Raw genomic sequence first — 17,965 nt, forward strand, 5'->3', positions numbered from 1 at the left:
CCCCGGCCATGCGCCCCCGTCGCCGTCCCGCTGGATGGACCCCGGCGGATGGCCCCCGGTCGGCCGACCTCGCCGCCGTCCCGGGGACGTCCGCCCCCGACGGGCGGCGGGTCAGTCGGCCGGCACGCTGGTGGCGCGCTGGGCGGCATCCTCGTGGCCCTGCTCCGCCGCCTCCCGGGGGTCGTCCGGCAGGCCGTAGCGGCCGGCGAAGTAGGCGTCCAGGATCGCCCGGGCCACCGGTCCCGCCGCCAGGGCGCCGCCGCCGCCCGCGTGGATCACCACCGCCACCGCGATCTCCGGCTCCTCCCCCTCGCCGGCCGGGGCGAAGGCGATGAACCACCCGTGGTTCTCGTATTCCGGCTCGTTGGCACCGACCTCGGCCGTTCCCGTCTTCCCCGCGACGACGTAGGGCGCGTCGCGGAAGACGCCGTAGGCCGTCCCGGACCACCCGCCGTTGGCCCGCGTCACGGTGACCATGGCCTCCCGCACCCGTTCCAGGTACGCCGTGGGGAGGTCGACGGTGCCCAGCGGATCCGGCTGCGCCTTCCACAGGACGCGACCGGTGCGGCCGTCGCGGATCTCCTGCACCAGGTAGGGACGGTAGCGGGTGCCGCCGTTGGCCAGGGTGGCGGTGTAGACGGCCATCTGCAGCGGCGTGAAGGCGTGCAGCCCCTGGCCGATGGCCGCGTTGAGCGTGTCGCCCCCGTACCACCGGCGCTCCTCGGGGCGGCCGCGGGCGTTGACCTTGGCCTTCAACTCGGGGGTCGCCAGCGACCCCGTGACCTCGTCCGCCAGGTCGCGCAGCCCCGTGGGCTGCCCCAGGCCGAACTGGGTCGCCACCTGGACGATGGCGTCGATGCCGGCGTTGAGCCCCGCCTGGTAGAAGTACACGTTGCACGAGCGCCCGATGGCCTCGTCGAAGTCCACGTGGCCGTGGGACCGCCAGTCGCCGAATTCGTTCCCCGCGAAGACGAACGAACCGGTGCAGGAGACGGAACGCGGCAGTCCTCCGCGCAGCATGGCCGCCAGCGCCGTGATGGGCTTGAAGGTGGACCCCGGCGGCAACGCCGCCTGGATGGCCAGGTTCATGGCGGGACCCAGCACCGGCTTCCCGCGGTACGTGGCGTCCCAGTTGACCACCGCGCCGACCCTGCGCGCCACCTGGGGGTACCGCGGGTCGCTGGGCTCCATGAACGCCTGCCTCGCGAAGTCGTTGGGGTCGAAGGCGGGGTAGGAGGCCATGGCCAGGATCGCGCCGGTGCGCACGTCGATGGCCACGGCCGCGCCATTGCGGGCGGGGCAGGGACAGGGGTCGGACCGCAGCCGGCGGAGCTCCTGGATGCGCTGGGCCAGGGCCTCCTCCGCGACCCGCTGCAGCCGCGCGTCCAGCGTCAGGACCACGGTGTTGCCGGGCCGGGGCGGCACGGCATACCGCTCCGCCTCGGCCCCCAGCAGCAGGTACTGGCTGACGTCGGCCAGCGGCCGGCCGCGGGCGTCCACCTCCACCAGGCGCTGGCCGTCGACGCCCGCCAGCCCGCGGACCACCCCCCCGCTCGGCAACCGGACCTCCTGGTCGTAGGTCCCCTCGATGCCGGAAACGCCTCGCAGCTGCCAGGGCCGCTGCCCCTCGCGCACGTAGCCCAGGACCTGGGCGGCCAGCGTCCCACCGGGGTAGTGTCGCAGGGGCTGCGCCTCGACGATCACCCCCGGTAGCCGCTCGCGGTTCTCGGCCAGGGCGGTGATCTCCGCCGGCGTCAGCTCAGCCTTCAGCCGCACGGGGATCTCCGGCACGGGCTTGAGGCGCAGCTGGGCCTCGGCGTCTTCGATCGCCTCCACCGGGATGTCGAGGATGCCGCTCAGCAGTCGCCGCGCCTCGGGGTCCAGCCCCTGGCGGGTGTACACCAGGTACGCCGAATAGGCGGGCAGGCTGGTGGCCAGCACCTGGCCGCGCCGGTCCAGGATCTGACCCCGCGGCGCGGGCACGTAGACCTTGCGCAGCCGTTGGCCGGCGGCGTACTCGCTGAGCTCGTCGCCCATGACCACCTGCAAGACGTAGAGGCGGCCGAGCAGCAGCACCGTCCAGGCCAGCAGGAGCCCCATCAGCACGTTGCGCCGGCGCAGGCGGCGCCGTTGGGCCAGTTCCTCCGGGTTCATGGCCATCCTCCCCGCCAGCCGCCCAGGGTCTCGAAAGCCCGCGCCTCCCGTTCCCGGCGCTGCAGCCAGAGGACGAACCGGAACACCAGGGGCGCCACCACGGCAGCCGCGATCAGCTCAGGCACCAGGGTGCGGGACCAGGCCCAGAGATCGACAGCGGTGACCGGCATGCCCGTCGCCCCCGCCACCAGGAGTCCGCGCACCGTCTCCGCGAGCCAGGTGGCCGTCACCCCCAGCGCCGGGGACAGGCCCGGCACGTCGCGGTAGAGGCTCTCCCCCGCCTTGCCGCCCACCCACCCGGCCAGGGCGTGCAACAGGGACCAGGAGCCGACCAGCCTCCCCGTCCACAGATCCAGCGCCAGGCCGGCCATGCCCCCCACGGCCAAGCCCTGCCGCGGCCCGTAGACGAGGCCCGCGGCCACCCCCAGCAGCAGCGGCAGGTGCAGCCGCGGCAGCCCCAGGGACGGAACCCCGGTCGCCTCCAGCCACAGCGCCACCAGGGCGAGCAAGGCCCACCGCGCCGGACGCCTCATGGCGCCGCCCCTCCGCGGGCCACCTCGGGCAGCCGCCCCGTCCGCGCCAGCGCTCCCCGGCCGGTGGGGCCGGGCCCCGACGCCGTGCCGCCCTCCGGCACGGCCTCCTCCGGTCGCAGGGGATGGAGCAGCAGCACCGCCGCCAGGCGGTTCAGGGGCGCGCTGGGCCGCACGGTCGCCTGGACGCCCAGGCCGGTGGGGTCGCGGCCCACCGACGTGACGGTGCCGATGGGCAACCCCGGGGGGAAGACCGGCCCCAGCCCCGAGGTGACCACGTCGTCGCCCACCCGGACGTCGGCGTCGGGGGCGAACAGCGTCATCAGCAGCTCCGGGGCGTCGCCGCCGCGGCCGTAGACCACGCCCGCCTCGCCGCTGCGGCCGACCAGGGCGCCGACGCCGCTCTCCGGATCGGTGATCAGCAGCACCCGTGCGGTGTGCGGCGTGACCGCCGTCACCCGCCCCACCACCCCACCGGGCACCACCGCCACCATGCCGGGCTGGACGCCATCGGCCGCGCCCTGGTCCAGGGTGACCTCCTGGTACCACCGATCCGGGGTGCGCCCGATCACCCGGGCGGCCAGGGCGGCGTCGGGTCGCGCCTGCTTGAGTCCGAGGAGCTCCTCCAGCTGCCGGTTCTCCCGCTCCAGCTGCCGCATCTGGGCCTCGACGCCATGCAGCCGCTGCAGCTCTGCCTGCAGCCGCTGGTTCTCCGCCTCCAGGCGCCCCAGCACCGCCAGGGTCCGCGCCATCTCTCCGGCGCCCCGCGCAATGCGCGAGGTCACGCCGCCCAGGGGCGCCATCACCTCCTGCAGCGCCCCCTCCAGGAAGGTCGGCCGCGGCCGCAGGGTGCGGGTGGCGGCCATCACGCCGGCCGCAAGGGCCAGCACCAGGGCCAGGGCCAGCAACCTGCGGAGCCACGGCACCATGGCGCTCTCCGCCCCTCTCTCCCGTCGCCGGCGGTGCCGGCATCAGGCCAGGCGGCGCGAGGTGGCCAGGCTCCGCTGGACGTTGTCGATCACATCCAGGTACTTGCCCGCCCCGAGAGCCACCGACAACAGCGGGTCTTCGGCGATGTGCACGGGCATGCCCGTCTCCTCGGCCACCCGGCGATCCAGCCCCCGGAGCAGGGAGCCGCCGCCGGTCATCACGATGCCCCGGTCCATGATGTCGGAGGCCAGCTCCGGCGGCGTCCGCTCCAGCGTCACCTTGATGGCGTCGACGATGGCCGCCACCGTCTCCGACAGCGCCTCGCGGATCTCCGCCGCCGTCACCTCGATGGTCTTGGGCAGGCCCGTGACCAGGTCGCGACCGCGGATCTCCACCGAGCCCTCGTCGTCCATGGGGTAGGCCGACCCGATGGCGATCTTGACCTCCTCCGCGGTGCGCTCGCCGATCAGCAGGTTGTAGTTGCGCTTGACGTAGTTGACGATGGCCTCGTCCATCTCGTCGCCGCCGATGCGGATCGACCGGTGGGTGACGATGCCGCCCAGGGAGATGATGGCCACCTCGGTGGTGCCGCCGCCGATGTCCACGATCATGTTCCCCGTCGGTTCGTGGACCGGCAGGCCCGCCCCGATGGCCGCGGCCATGGGCTCCTCGATGGGGTATGCCTTGCGGGCGCCGGCCTGTTCCGTGGCGTCGACCACCGCCCGCTTCTCCACCTCGGTGACCCCGGAGGGCAGGCAGATGACCACCCGCGGCCGTAGCAGCGGGCGACCGCGCAGGGCCTTGGCGATGAAGTGGCGCAGCATCGCCTGGGTGATCTCGAAGTCGGCGATGACGCCGTCCTTCATCGGTCGCACGGCGATGATGTTGCCGGGCGTGCGCCCGATCATGCGCTTGGCCTCTTCCCCGACGGCCAGCACCTGCTTGGTCTCCGCCTGGACGGCCACCACCGACGGCTCGTGGATCACGATGCCCCGGCCCCGCACGTAGACCAGCGTGTTGGCCGTCCCCAGGTCGATCCCCATGTCCCGCGAGAAGTAGCGGTATACCGACTCCAGCACCGCCAACGCCCCCTGACCGTGCTGCCTCGTGGTCCGCGTTGCCGCGCCCGCGGCGGAGCGGCCGCCGGCGGCCGTGCCGCCGGTCCCCGACCGTTCCGGTGCACGGCCCCCGCCGCCCCGCCTCAGGTCTCCCCCACCAGGCCTGCCTCGCGCAGGCTGGCGTATCGCCGGTTGCCGATGATCACGTGGTCGAGCACGTCGATCCCGACGATGCGCCCGGCTTCCACCAGGCGACGGGTCACCTGGACGTCCTCCGGGCTCGGCGTCGGGTCGCCGCTGGGGTGGTTGTGCACCAGGATCAGCGCGGCCGCTCCGCGCCGGATGGCGGCGCGGAACACCTCCCGCGGGTGCACCATGGACCCGTTGAGCGTACCGATCGAGATCAAGTCCACACCTAGTACATAATGTTTGGTGTTCAAGAGGACCACGTATAAATGTTCCCTGTCCAGGTCCTTCATGCCGGCCATCAGCAACCGGCTCACGTCTTCCGGGCACCGCACGCGGGGTCGCGCCGGTGGCGCCGCGGCCAGCCGCCGGCCCAGCTCCACGGCCGCCGCGATGCGGGCGGCGCGGGCCGGGCCGATGCCGGGGATCTGGCAGAGCTCCTCCGCTCGCACCGCGGCCAGCCACTGGAGGGCGTCCAACTCCCCCACCGGCCGAGCTCCGCCGCCGGCACCTCGCACCTCGACGGCCCTCCCGCCGCCTGCCACCCGGTGGGCGCGGCGGCGGGGCGCGACCCCACGCGCCGCCCGCCCCCCGTCGCCCGGCGGGACGGCGGGCTCGCCCACCCGCCCATCCCAGCCGCCGACGCCGTAGGCCAGGACCCGGCGGGCCAGGTCGAGGGCGGACTCGCCGCTGCCCGTGCCCGAACCGATCAGGATGGCCAAGAGGTCGGCGGTGCTCAGAGCCGGTGCCCCGCCGGCCAGCAACCGCTCCCGCGGACGATCCGACGGGGGCAGGTCCTTGATGCGCGGCCGCCGGAGCCGGTGGGCAGCGGGGGCTCGTCCCCCGGGCGACCGCCTCATCGGCTGCCGCCTCCCCGCAGCGTCGCCGCACCGCGGACCGCCAGGACGCGAACGCCGAATTGGGCCAAGAGATCGGCCAGCAAGGGGAGGGGCAAGCCAACGACGTTAAAGTAACACCCGTCGATGCGGGCAACAAGGGTCGCCCCGAGCCCCTGGATCGCGTAGGCGCCGGCCTTGTCCATCGGCTCCCCCGTCGCCACGTAGGCCTCGATCTCCTCCTGGGCCAAGGGGCGAATCCAGACCCGGGTCAGACGACTGCCCGTCGCCTCCCGCCCCGTGGCGGCGTCGACGACGGCGACGCCCGACGCCACGCGGTGCTCGCGCCCGGCCAGCGTCGACAGCATCGCCACCGCGTCGGAGCGGTCCCGTGGCTTGCCCAGCAGGCGCCCGTCCACCTCCACCACGGTGTCGGCGCCGATGACCAGGGCGCCGGGGTGGCGCCGGGCCACGTCCCGCGCCTTGCTCACCGCCTGGCGCATCGCCCAGGCGGCGGGATCCAGCGCCCCGGGCAGGGCCTCCGGCAGGGGCTCCTCCTGGTGCGACGGGTCCTGGGTGAAGGGCAGCCCCAGCATCTGCATGAGCTGGACCCGCCGCGGCGAAGCGGACGCCAGGACCAGCGGTCGGCTGGGCCCGATCCCGCTCACCGGCCCCACCCCCCCACGGACGCAGCCGGGACCGAACTCCGGACGAACCGGCCCTGCGCCGACGGCCGCCGGTGCATGCCGACCCCCTCGCGACCGGCGGCCCGACCGGCGGCGCTCAACGCCGTCGCCCCAACCAGAGCAGGGCAGCCACGATCCCCAACAGGCCGCCAGCGGTGACGTCCAGGTGCAGGCCGAGGGTGACCGCCCCCAGATGGGGGACGCGCAGCGTCGCGGGGCCGAAGGCGGGCCCTAGCCCTTGGCTCAGCCAGGGCAGCCCGAGACCGGCCGCATGGTCGGCCACCAGGTTGCCCAACCCGTTGCCGATCAGCACGGCGGCCACCGCGCGCCACCCGCCACCCCGCCGTCGCATGCCGATCCGTCTCCCTTCCCGTCGCCCTCAGGCCGGTCCCTTTCTTCGGTACGCCCACGCTGTCGCCTCCCGGTTGTCGAAAAGTGATGATGGCCACCATTATCTTGCGATATTCCAGGGTTTTCCACAAGCCTGGGGGTGCCGCCTTCCCACCCGTCGACGGGCCCGGGGCGGGCGGCTGGGCCCGTGCGCCGCGCGACCCCAGGGCGACCCCGGGACGGCCCCGCACGCGATGCGGCGGCGGAGGCCGGTGGCCTCCGCCGCCGCATCGCCGCCTGGAGCGCACCCTCGGCCCGGACCCGCTGCTAGCCCAGCTCCGCCAGCCGCTGGCCCAGGAGCTCCAGCCGCGCGGCCAGCTCCCGCTCCCGCTGGCGTTCCTGCTCCACCACCTCGGCCGGGGCGTGGCGGAGGAAACCCTCGTTGCTGAGCTTCGCGCGCACCCGCGCCAGCCCGGCCTCCACCTGCTCCCGCTCCCGGCGCAGGCGCCGGCGCTCCGCCTCCAGGTCGATCAGCCCCGCCAGGGGCATGTAGGCCACCACCCCCGGCCCCACGTAGGCGGCCGCCTGGGCCGGTCGCGGACCGCGGCCCGTGTGGATCTCCAGGCGGTCGACGCCGGCCAGCCGCCGGATCGCCTCGGCCTGCTCGGCGAAGGCCTCCGCCTGGGCCGGTTCGTCCGCATAGATCAGGACGTGGGCCTTGCGGCCGGGCGGCACGCGGAACTCGGCCCGGATGCTGCGCAGGCCGTGGATGGCGTCGATCACCCGCTGGAAGCGGGCGATCACCGCCTCCTCCTCGCCGTCTGCCGCCCTCCCCCGCGGGCGCGGCCACGGCGCCAGCGCCAGGGTCGCCGGGGCGCCCTGGGGTCGCGGCAGCCGCTGCCAGATGGCCTCGCTGATGAAGGGCATGAAGGGGTGGAGCAGGCGCAGGGTCTGCTCCAGCACCTGCCACAGGGTGTACTGGGCGGCGTACCGGCTCGCGGCCGGCGCGCCCGCCGCGGAACCCGTGGCAAATCCCGCGGGCACCCCGGCCCGGTCCGCTGCGGCTGCTGGCGGGACCGCGGCCGCGGCGCCACCGGTCGCTGCCGCGGCACCGGCTGCTGGTGCCGCGGGCTGCTCCGTCCCCGGCGCCGCCCTGTGACCGCCGCCCGCCGTGTCCGCCAGGCGCGGCTTGACCAGCTCGATGTACCAGTCGCAGAACTCGTCCCAGATGAAGTCGTACAGCGCCCGGGCCGCCTCCCCGAGCTCGAAGGCCTCCAGCAGCCGCTGCACCTCCGCCGTCACCGCGTCGAGGCGCGCCAGGATCCAGCGGTCGGCGGCGTTGTCCCGCGCCGGCTCGCCCTGCGCCGGATCGAAGTCCGCGAGGTTCATCAGGACGAACCGGGCGGCGTTCCAGAGCTTGTTGGCGAAGTTGCGGCTGGCCTCGACCCGCTCCCACGCGAAGCGGGCGTCGTTGCCGGGCGCCAGCCCCGTCACCAGGGTGAAGCGCAGGGCGTCGGCGCCGTACCTGTCGATCACCTCCAGCGGGTCGACCACGTTGCCCCGGGACTTCGACATCTTCTGCCCCTTGGCGTCGCGCACCAGGCCGTGGAGCAGCACCGTGCGGAAGGGCACGTCGCCCATGAACTCCAGGCCCATGACCATCATCCGCGCCACCCAGAAGAACAGGATGTCGTACCCGGTGACCAGCACCGAGGTGGGGTAGAACCGGCGCAGGTCCGGGCTGTCCTCGTCGGGCCAGCCCAGGGTGGAGAAGGGCCACAGGGCGGAGCTGAACCAGGTGTCCAGCACGTCCTCGTCCTGGTGCAGCTCGGCGCCGCCGCAGCGCGGGCACCGTTCCGGGTCCTCCCGCGCCACCACCGTCTCCCCGCACCGCTGGCAGTACCAGGCGGGGATGCGGTGGCCCCACCAGATCTGGCGGGAGATGCACCAGTCGCGGACGTTCTCGAGCCAGTGGAGGTACACCCGGGTGAACCGCTCGGGCACGATGCGGGTGCGGCCCGTGCGCACCGCCTCCATGGCCGGCTCGGCCAGCGGCTTCATGCGGATGAACCACTGCCGCGACACCAGCGGCTCGATGACGGTCCCGCAGCGGTAGCACACGCCCACGCTGTGGTGGTGGGGCTCCACCTTCACCAGGTAGCCGCCTTGCTCCAGATCCGCCACCACCCGGCGACGCGCCTCCTGGCGATCCAGGCCCGCGTAGCGCGACCCGGCGGCCTCGGTCATGCGCCCGTCGAAGCCGATGACCTGCACCCGTTCCAGGCCGTGGCGACGCCCCATCGCGAAGTCGTCGGGGTCGTGGGCCGGCGTCACCTTCACGGCGCCGGTGCCGAACTCGGGGTCCACCGATTCGTCGGCGATGATGGGGATCTCCCGCCCCACCAGGGGCAGCCGCACGCGCCGGCCCACCAGGTGGCGGTAGCGGTCGTCGTCGGGGTGGACGGCGACGGCCGTGTCGCCCAGCATGGTCTCCGGACGGGTCGTAGCCACCTGGATGGCGCCGTCGCCGTCCACCAGCGGGTAGCGCAGGTGGTAGAGCCGGCCCTCCCGCTCCTCGTGCTCCACCTCGATGTCCGCCAGCGCCGTGTGGCACACGGGGCACCAGTTGACGATGTAGTCCCCGCGGTAGATCAGGCCCTTCTCGTAGAGCCGCACGAAGACCTCGCGCACGGCGCGGCTGCAGCCCTCGTCCATGGTGAAGCGCAGGCGGTCCCAGTCCACCGAGGCGCCCAGGCGGCGGAGCTGGCCGAGGATGTTGGCCTCGTACTGGTTCTTCCACGCCCAGACGCGCTCCAGGAACCGCTCCCGGCCCAGGTCCTGGCGCCGCAGGCCCTCTTCCTTGGCCAGGCGCACCTCGACCACGTGCTGGGTGGCGATGCCGGCGTGGTCGGTGCCCGGCACCCAGAGGGTGACGTCCCCCTGCATGCGGTGCCAGCGGGCCAGGATGTCCTGGAGGGTATTGTTGAGGGCGTGGCCGATGTGGAGGTTGCCCGTCACGTTGGGCGGCGGGATCACCATGGAGAAGACGGGACCCGGCGCATCCCGGTCGGCGTGGAAGGCCCGGTGATCCAGCCAGAGGCGATACATCGCCTCCTCGAAGTCCTGGGGACGATACCGGGGCGGCAGCACGGCCGTGGCCTGCGGGGTGGCAGCGGACGCCCCGCCGGCCGCCGCGGCCTTTCTCGCCCCGCCCGCCGCCCCCTCGGCCGGCCGGCTGGCGACCGTCTCCGCCGTGGCCGCCGCCTCGGACCCGGCCCGGGACTCCCCACCGGTCCCGGCGCTCCCGCCGGTCCCGCCGCTGGCCGCCTCCGGCCCTCGGTCGGCACGAGTCCGCATGGATCCCGCTCCTTTCCGGCCCAAGTCAAAGGGCCCCTCGCCACAAGGGGCGAGAGGCCCTCCTCTCGCGGTACCACCCTTCTTCCGCCTCGCCAGCCGCCCGCCTCCCGGTGGACCCGGTGCGGGGCGACGGACGCCGGCGAGGCGCTCGCTGGCGCGCTCACGGGCGCCACCCGCCCGGCCTACCCCCGCCCGCCCGAGACGGCCGCCGTCGTCGGACCGCCCAGGCGGACGGGATCGACGCGGGAGCTCCGGGGCGACTTCGGGGCCCGCCGCTGCGGAGGGCGCCTCCCAGCCCCCGGGCGCCCCTCTCTGGCCGGGGCGCGGCCCCTACTCCTCCCCGTCATCGCCGGTCCGTCGACGGATGGCGACCGCCGGCCCCGCGGCGCGGCGACGAACCGCAGCGCCGGGCGACGACGCCCCATCCCGTCGACGACATGACGTTGACTGTAGTGTAGGGGGAGCGCAGCGGGCCCTGTCAAGGTCCGCGCCCGCCGCAGGGCAGCGTCCACGGCACCTCCACGTCCCCGCCCGGGTGCCCGGGACACGGCCTGCCAAGCGCTCTGTCACAGGATCGCCGCGTCACCGGTCGACGGAGACCGCGCGCCGTCGCGCGAGGCCGAGCAACTCCAGCCAGCCGGTGCGCTGCATGCGCAGGGCGGTCCGGGCGTAGACGCGACCGGCCAAGAGGAGCAGCAGGACCGCCACCGCCACCGTCCACGCCGTGGCGCCGGCCACCTCCCACCACGCCGCCCGCCCCTGGACCAGTCGGACCAGCAGGGCCATGGGCGCTGCGGGCGGGATCCAGGCGGCCCAGCGGACCACGGCGCCGTCGGGGCTGCCCAGGCCGCTGACCCCAGCGAAGAACGCCACCGTCAGGAGCAGGGTCACCGGCATCTGCAGCTGCCCCGCGTCCTCGGTGCGGCCGGACATGGCGCCCACCACGGCGTACAGCGCCCCGTAGATCAGGAAGGCGAGGGGGAAGGCGGCCAGCAAGGCGATCCACGCCTCCGGCGGCACCACCAGCAGCCCGCCCGTCCCGCCGTCCGCGCCACCGCCCCAGCGCTGGGCGCCGGGCCAGGCGGCGACGGCCAGCCCCGCCAGCGCCCAGCCCAGCACCTGGACCAGCCCTGCCAGCCCGACGCCGGCCAGCTTGCCGAAGATCAGCGTCGAGGGCGACACGGCGGCCAGGAGCACCTCGATCACGCGGTTGGCCTTCTCCATGACGATCCCGTTCATCAGCACCGCGCCGTACCCCGCCACCTGGACGTAGAGGAGGAACAGCAACCCGTAGCTGGTGAAGAACCGGACCACCGGGTTGCCGTCCGCCCGCGGACCCCCGTCGAGCACCTCGACCCGCAGCGCCGGCTCCGCCGTCAGCGCCCGCCACTGGTCGGGGGACAGGCCCAGCTGCGCGCTGCGCCAGGCCCCGACCACCGGGGTCAGGGCCTGCTGCAACAGCGGCGCCAGCGCGTCGTCCGCGGTGGCGGTCGTTAGGACGAAGGCCGCCTCCCCCGCGGGCCCCTCCCCCGGCCGCACCGCGAGCACCGCGTCCACGTGGCCGTCGCGCAAGAGCTGGCGCACCCGCTCGGGGGTGGCGGGTCCCGGTTCGCGACGAACCCGGAAGCCCAGCTCCTCGGGACCCGCGGTGGCCACGGCGGCCGCCAAGGCCTCGTAGGTGGCGCCCCCCGGGTCGACCACCGCCACGTCGCGGACCCCCTTGCGGTCGAAGAAGGCGAGGATCGCCGGCGCGAAGCTCATCAGGGCGATCAGCGCCACGCCCGCCAGGGCGGCGACCAGGAACGCGCCGCTGCGCACGATGGCGCGGAACTCGTGGGCCGCCACGACGGCGGTCCGTGGCGCCCGCCGGGGACGCCGCACCCCCGGGACCGGCGCCCGCTCACGCGACACCGGCCTCGCCCTCCCCGTCCGGCGGGGCCGACGCGCCGGGGCGCCGGCCCGTCAGCCGGATGTAGATCGCCTCCAGGTCCGGTTCTTCCCACTCGAACCGCACCACCGGGACGTGCTGGAGGATGGCGGCCAGCAGCCGCCAGCACAGGTCGGCCAGCGCGGGATCCTGCCAGGGGGCCGGCCCCGCCGCCCCCGCTCCCCGCGCCCCCGCTCCGTCGCGCAGGTCGAAGGCCAGGACCTCGCTCTCCACCGGCCGGGGCGACAGCGGCAACCGCGCCAGGGCGTCGGCCGGCAGCGGCCGCGCCAGCCGGACGCGGATCCGCGGCTCGCGGAAGGGGGCGACCACCTCCTCCAGGGTCCCGTGCAGGACCCCCGGCCGTCGTGGACCAGCGTGATCCCGTCGCACAGCTCCCGCACGTGGTCGAGGCGATGGCTGGAGAACAGGATCGTCCGGCCGTCGCCGCGCAGCTCCTGCAGCACCTCCTTCAGCGTGGCGGCGTTGCCCGGGTCCAGGCCGGAGAAGGGCTCGTCCAGCAGCAGGATCGCCGGCTCGTGCACCACCGCCGCGGCGAACTGGACCTTCTGCTGATTGCCCTTCGAGAGCTGCTCCAGCCGCCGCCGGGCCGCGTCCGCCATGCCCAGCCGGCGCAGCCACCGGTCGGCGCCGGCGGCGGCTTGCCGAGCGGACAACCCCTGCAGGCGGCCGAGGTACGCCAGCTGTTCCCGCACCGGCAGCTTCGGATAGAGCCCGCGCTCCTCGGGCAGGTAGCCCCACAGGCTCCGGGGCCACCGGGCGACGGGGCGTCCCTGCCACGTCACCTCCCCCGCATCCGGCGGCACCATGCCCAGCAGGATGCGCATCGTCGTGGTCTTCCCCGACCCGTTGGGCCCCAGGAGCCCCCACGTCGCCCCCTCCGGCACGCGGAAGGTGACGCCGCGCAGGGCCTCGACGGCGCCGAAGCGCTTGCGCAGGTCGCGGACCCCGAGCGTCATGTCCCCACTCCTCTCCCACGCCTGGCGCACCGCCAGGGGCGGGACGACCGCCGCGGCCGCCCCGGGACGTGGCCGGGCGGTTCCGCCCGCGCTGGATGCGACGGTCCCTCGCGCGGCCCGATGCCACGGCGCGGCGCCGCATCGTCCTCGCCAGGGACCATACGGGCCGTGGGGGCCGCGATCCTGTAGAGGGGGGTTTACGAGATGCTTACAAGACCGTTGACGACGGGTCCGCTCCCGCCGGCCCGCGGACCGCGCCGTCCCTCATCCGTGGACCGCCCGTCGCTCCCTCGCCGCCGGCGGCAGCAGGCGCACCATCAGGTACATGTCCACCACGCCTTCCGCCCGGCGGCGTCCGGCCCGCAACCGCGCCCGACGGTGGAAGCCGGCCGCCCGATAGCAACGGAGGGCGGCCACGTTGCGCACGTCGACGCGCAGGAAGAGCTGCCGCAAGCCGAGATCGGCGGCGTAGCGGGCGGCCGCCTCCAGGGCGTCGCGCCCCAGCCCCTGGCCGCGATGGGCGCGGTCGCCGATGCGGATGCGCACCTCCGCCTCCCGGCGCACCCAGTTGATCTCCACCAGCTCCACGTCGCCGATCAGGCGGCCCGCCGCGGTGCGGATGGCCAGCGCCGCCCGCCGGGGATCGGCCTGCACCGCCCGCCACCAGGCCAGCGCCTCCGCCGTGTCGCGGAAGCGCCGTCCGGCGAAGCGGGTCACCTCGGGGTCCGCTTCCCAGCCCACCAGCCACGGCAGATCGGAGGGGGCCAGCGGGGTGAGGGCGACCCGCCGCCCCCGGATCGGCATGCCGCTCGCCACGACCCGGTTCCCCTCGTTCCCAAGGGCCGCGGCGGCGGGGGAGCCCCCTCGCCGCCGCATCTCGCGGCGGCCTGGGTTCGGGACCGGGGGGCGACCTTCCTGCCGGACGGGCACAAGCAGTTTGCGGAAGGACCGTCAGGGGACGCCGGCCCGGGACGGACCGGCCCGGCGACGGGGACGAACCGGCCCGGGCGGCGCGCCCGGGCCAGGGAACGCCGACGGCGCCGGCGCCAGGGTCGGCCGGGCGCGCCCGGAGCGGGCGGCGCGACGCAGCCACGGCCCGCCGCGACGCCGCGGGCGGCGCGGCCGCCCTCAGGTCGTGAGGCCCCGCGCCGCCGCCGTCAGCACCGCGGCCGGCAGCTCCTCCCGGCCACCGTGCCGGGCCGGTTCGTCCTGGACCAGGGCGGCCCGGAGCACCTCTTCGACGGTGCTCACCGGCACGATCTCGAGGCCGCAGCGGTCCAGGGACTCCTGCCAGTTCTCCCGGGGCAGGATCACCCGTCGCGCCCCCGCCTGCCGCGCGGCGGCCACCTTGGCCTGGATGCCGCCCACGGCCCGCACCAGCCCGCGGGCCGTGACCTCGCCGGTGATGGCCACCTGGTTGTCCACGGGCAGGCCGGTCAGGGCGGAGTAGAGGGCGGCGGCCAGGCAGGCGCCGGCCGAGGGCCCGTCCAGCGGGATGCCGCCGGGGAAGTTGACGTGCAGGTCGTAGTCGGCGGGGTGGACCGGCAAGAGCCGCCGCAGCGCCGTCAGCACGTTGTCCACCGAGCCGCGGGCCGTGCTCTTGCGCCGCTTCAAGGGGCGGCCCCCGCCGCCGAACTCCTCCTCGTCGATGACGCCCGTCAGGGTGATGCGGCCCTGACCCGGGGCGGCCGCCGGGGAGGCCACCGCCTCGATCTCGATCAGCGTGCCCAGGTTGGGCCCGTACACCGCCAGGCCGTGGGCCACGCCCACCTGCGGCCGGTCCGCGATGCGCCGCTCCGGCCGCGGCACATACTGACCGGTGTTGACCACCCACTCCACGTCGGCCGCGGTCACCCGGCGCCGCCCCTCGGTGTCCGCCAGCCCCGCGGCGATCTGGACGATGTTCACCGCCTCGCGGCCGTTGCGGGCGTAGCGCTCGATGACCCGCACGGCGCCCTCGTCCATCGGCATGTCGAGGCGCGCCGCCGCCCGCCGGGCGATGAGCCCCACCTCCTCCGGCGTCAGCGGCCGGAAGAAGATCTCCACGCAGCGGGAGCGGATGGCCGGCGGGATCTCGTCGGGCATCCGGGTGGTGGCGCCCACCAGCCGGAAGTCGGCCGGCAGCCCGTTCTCGAAGACGTCCTTGATGTGGGGCGGCAGGTTGGGGTCGTCGGGGTTGTAGTAGGCGCTCTCCAGGATCACCTTGCGGTCCTCGAGCACCTTGAGCAGCTTGTTCATCTGGACCGGGTGCAGCTCGCCGATCTCGTCGATGAACAGGATGCCGCCGTGGGCCCGCGTGACCGCCCCGGGCTTGGGTTGCGGGATGCCCGCCACCCCCAGCGGCCCGGCCCCCTGGTAGATGGGGTCGTGGACCGAGCCGATCAGCGGGTCGGCGATGCCGCGCTCGTCGAAGCGCGCCGTGGTGGCGTCGATCTCCACGAAGGCCGCATCGGGCCGGAAGGGCGAGCGCGGGTTGCGCTTGGCCTCCTCCAGCACCAGGCGAGCCGCGGCCGTCTTGCCCACGCCCGGCGGGCCGTAGATCAGCACGTGTTGCGGGTTCGGGCCGCAGAGGGCGGCACGCAGGGCGCGGAGGCCCTCCTCCTGGCCGACGATGTCCTCGAAGCGCTGGGGACGCGTTCGCTCGGCGAGCGGCTCGGTCAGGGCGATGGAGCGCAGGGACGCCAGGCGATCCTGCTCCTTGCGGGATTCTTTGCGCACCGCCACCTTGCTGCCCTGCTGCGCCTTGAGCAGGTTCCAGAAGTAGAGGCCGATCACCACCGCGAAGAGGAACTGGACGAAGGTGAAGATGCTCCCGTAGTCCATGGCCGGCGGGCTCCCCTCGCGCTTGCCGCGCGCTTGCTGGGTGGGGCGCGGGTCCCGCGGGGGCCTGCGGCCCCGGCCCTCGGGCCCGCGCCCCGGGTACCGCCCCTAGTATCTGCCCGGCCCGCCGGCTTCACCCCGCGCCGTCCGCTGCCCGGCCCTCGCCCGCCGGGCCCGGCTCGGGCCCCGGGGGATCAGGCGGTCTCCTCCTGCTTCTTCAGCCGCTCGCGGGTGACGATGATCGGCTCCCGCCGCTGGCGCACGGTCTCCTCGGTGATCACCACCCGGGCCACGTCGTCGCGGCTGGGCAGCTCGTACATCAGGTCCAGCATCAGCTCCTCGACGATGGCGCGCAGGCCGCGGGCGCCGGTGTTGCGCTTGAGCGCCTCCTGGGCGATGGCCCGCAGCGCCGCCGGCTCGAACTCCAGCTCCACGTTGTCCAGCGCCAGCAGCTTCTGGTACTGCTTGACCAGCGCGTTCTTGGGCTCGGTGAGGATGCGCACCAGGGCGTCCTCGTCCAGGGCGTCCAGCGTCGCGATCACCGGCAGGCGCCCGATGAACTCCGGGATCAGGCCGAACTTCAGCAGGTCTTCGGGCATGATGTGGCGCAGGATGTCGCCCACGTTGGTCTCCCGCTTGCTGCGCACCTCGGCGCCGAAGCCCATGACCCGGCGGCCGATGCGGCTGGCGATGATCTTGTCCAGCCCCTCGAAGGCGCCGCCGCAGATGAAGAGGATGTTGGTGGTGTCGATCTGGATGAACTCCTGGTGGGGGTGCTTGCGCCCGCCCTGGGGCGGCACGCTGGCCACCGCGCCCTCCAGGATCTTGAGCAGGGCCTGCTGCACGCCCTCCCCCGAGACGTCGCGGGTGATGGAGGGGTTCTCCGCCTTGCGGGCGATCTTGTCGATCTCGTCGATGTAGACGATGCCGCGCTCCGCCCGCTCGATGTCGTAGTCGGCGGCCTGGATGAGCTTCAGCAGGATGTTCTCCACGTCCTCGCCCACGTAGCCCGCCTCCGTGAGCGAGGTGGCGTCGGCGATGGCGAAGGGCACGTTCAGCAGCTTCGCCAGGGTCTGGGCCAGCAGGGTCTTGCCCGAGCCCGTCGGCCCGATCATCAGGATGTTGCTCTTCTGGAGCTCGACGTCGTCGATGCGCCCGCCCAGGTGGATGCGCTTGTAGTGGTTGTAGACGGCCACCGCCAGGATCTTCTTCGCCCGCTCCTGGCCGATGACGTACTGGTCCAGGAAGGCCTTGATCTCCGCCGGCTTGGGCAGGTCCTTGAGCTCGACGTCGGCCTCCTCGCTGAGCTCCTCCTCGATGATGTCGTTGCAGAGCTCGATGCACTCGTCGCAGATGTAGACCCCCGGCCCCGCCACCAGGCGCTTGACCTGGTCCTGGTACTTGCCGCAGAACGAGCACTTCAGCTGGCCCTTCTCGTCGGTGAACTTGAACATGACGACCCCTCTCTTGCCGGGCTCACCCGTCCGACCGCTTGGGCCGCGGCTCCAGGACGTGATCGATGATCCCGTACGCCTTGGCCTCCTCCGCGGTCATGAAGAAGTCGCGCTCGGTGTCCCGCTCGATCCGCTCCAGCGGCTGCCCCGTGTGCTTGCTCAGGATCTCGTTGGCCACCTGCCGCAGCTTCAGCAGCTGGTCGGCGTAGATCTTCACGTCCGACGCCGTCCCGCCGACCTGGGAGTGGGGCTGGTGGATCATGATGCGCGAGTGGGGCAGGGCGTACCGCTTCCCCTTCGCCCCGCCCGCCAGGAGGATCGCGGCCATGCTGGCGGCCAGCCCGACGCAGTAGGTGGCGACGTCGGGCTTGATGTGCTGCATCGTGTCGTAGATGGCCAGCCCCGAGTCCACGCTGCCGCCCGGGCTGTTGATGTAGATGGAGATGTCCCGGTCGGGATCGTCGGTCTGGAGGAACAGCAGCTGGGCGATCACGGAGTTGGCCACCACGTCGTCGATGGGCGTGCCGATGAAGACGATGCGGTCCTTGAGGAGCCGCGAGTAGATGTCGTAGGCCCGCTCCCCCCGGTTGGTCTGCTCGATGACGTACGGCACCAGGTTCATCCCAGCCCACCTCGCCCTCGCCCACCGAAGCCGGCGGTGCGCCCGCGGGGAACCTGCCGGTCTCCGGCCCGGCTCGTGGTCCGAGGGGGACGAACCGG

14 protein-coding genes are annotated in these 17,965 nt (G+C 74.2%); all 14 read right to left on the reverse strand.

The genetic code is table 11. The features are described from left to right. Positions 1-111 precede the first annotated feature (111 nt). Complete coding sequence (gene mrdA / locus E1B22_RS02770; RefSeq protein WP_135224471.1) at positions 112-2,154, reverse strand: penicillin-binding protein 2; 2,043 nt, start codon at positions 2,152-2,154, stop codon at positions 112-114. Next, positions 2,151-2,687, reverse strand: a complete 537-nt coding sequence (locus E1B22_RS02775; RefSeq protein WP_135224472.1) for a hypothetical protein — start codon at positions 2,685-2,687, stop codon at positions 2,151-2,153. Before E1B22_RS02775 ends, mrdA begins: the two co-directional genes overlap by 4 nt. Continuing rightward, positions 2,684-3,613: a rod shape-determining protein MreC gene (gene mreC, locus E1B22_RS02780; RefSeq protein ID WP_135224473.1), complete on the reverse strand. Its 930-nt coding sequence runs from the start codon at positions 3,611-3,613 to the stop codon at positions 2,684-2,686. Before mreC ends, E1B22_RS02775 begins: the two co-directional genes overlap by 4 nt. 42 nt (positions 3,614-3,655) lie before the next feature. After that, complete coding sequence (locus E1B22_RS02785; protein WP_256369294.1) at positions 3,656-4,693, reverse strand: rod shape-determining protein; 1,038 nt, start codon at positions 4,691-4,693, stop codon at positions 3,656-3,658. A 122-nt stretch (positions 4,694-4,815) separates the two neighbouring features. Next, complete coding sequence (gene radC / locus E1B22_RS02790; protein ID WP_135224474.1) at positions 4,816-5,718, reverse strand: DNA repair protein RadC; 903 nt, start codon at positions 5,716-5,718, stop codon at positions 4,816-4,818. Next, a complete protein-coding gene (locus E1B22_RS02795) occupies positions 5,715-6,362 on the reverse strand; it encodes a nucleoside triphosphate pyrophosphatase (RefSeq protein WP_135224475.1) in 648 nt (215 codons plus the stop codon). The genes radC and E1B22_RS02795 overlap by 4 nt, the downstream gene beginning before the upstream one ends. A 115-nt stretch (positions 6,363-6,477) precedes the next feature. Next, complete coding sequence (locus E1B22_RS02800) at positions 6,478-6,732, reverse strand: 2-keto-3-deoxygluconate permease (protein WP_135224476.1); 255 nt, start codon at positions 6,730-6,732, stop codon at positions 6,478-6,480. Positions 6,733-7,037: 305 nt separating this feature from the next. Continuing rightward, complete coding sequence (locus tag E1B22_RS02805; protein ID WP_256369295.1) at positions 7,038-10,067, reverse strand: valine--tRNA ligase; 3,030 nt, start codon at positions 10,065-10,067, stop codon at positions 7,038-7,040. A gap of 582 nt (positions 10,068-10,649) precedes the next feature. Continuing rightward, positions 10,650-11,978, reverse strand: coding sequence for an ABC transporter permease (locus E1B22_RS02810; protein WP_135224477.1), 1,329 nt, complete (start codon positions 11,976-11,978; stop codon positions 10,650-10,652). A 51-nt stretch (positions 11,979-12,029) separates the two neighbouring features. Then, on the reverse strand, positions 12,030-12,971 hold the full coding sequence (locus tag E1B22_RS02815) for an ABC transporter ATP-binding protein (protein ID WP_135224478.1): 942 nt from the start codon (positions 12,969-12,971) through the stop codon (positions 12,030-12,032). Positions 12,972-13,235: 264 nt separating this feature from the next. Then, on the reverse strand, positions 13,236-13,787 hold the full coding sequence (locus tag E1B22_RS02820) for a GNAT family N-acetyltransferase (protein ID WP_243123661.1): 552 nt from the start codon (positions 13,785-13,787) through the stop codon (positions 13,236-13,238). A gap of 312 nt (positions 13,788-14,099) precedes the next feature. Next, complete coding sequence (lonB, locus tag E1B22_RS02825; protein ID WP_135224479.1) at positions 14,100-15,794, reverse strand: ATP-dependent protease LonB; 1,695 nt, start codon at positions 15,792-15,794, stop codon at positions 14,100-14,102. A 191-nt stretch (positions 15,795-15,985) separates the two neighbouring features. After that, entirely contained in the window at positions 15,986-17,245 is a 1,260-nt protein-coding gene (clpX, locus tag E1B22_RS02830) for an ATP-dependent Clp protease ATP-binding subunit ClpX (protein ID WP_135224480.1), read from the reverse strand. Between the two features lie 22 nt (positions 17,246-17,267). Further along, positions 17,268-17,867 (reverse strand): ATP-dependent Clp endopeptidase proteolytic subunit ClpP, encoded by a 600-nt coding sequence (gene clpP / locus E1B22_RS02835; protein WP_135224481.1) that lies wholly within the window; start codon positions 17,865-17,867, stop codon positions 17,268-17,270. Positions 17,868-17,965 lie beyond the last annotated feature (98 nt).

The sequence above is a fragment of the Thermaerobacter sp. FW80 genome, from assembly GCF_004634385.1.
Classification (GTDB): Bacteria; Bacillota; Sulfobacillia; order Thermaerobacterales; family Thermaerobacteraceae; genus Thermaerobacter; species Thermaerobacter composti.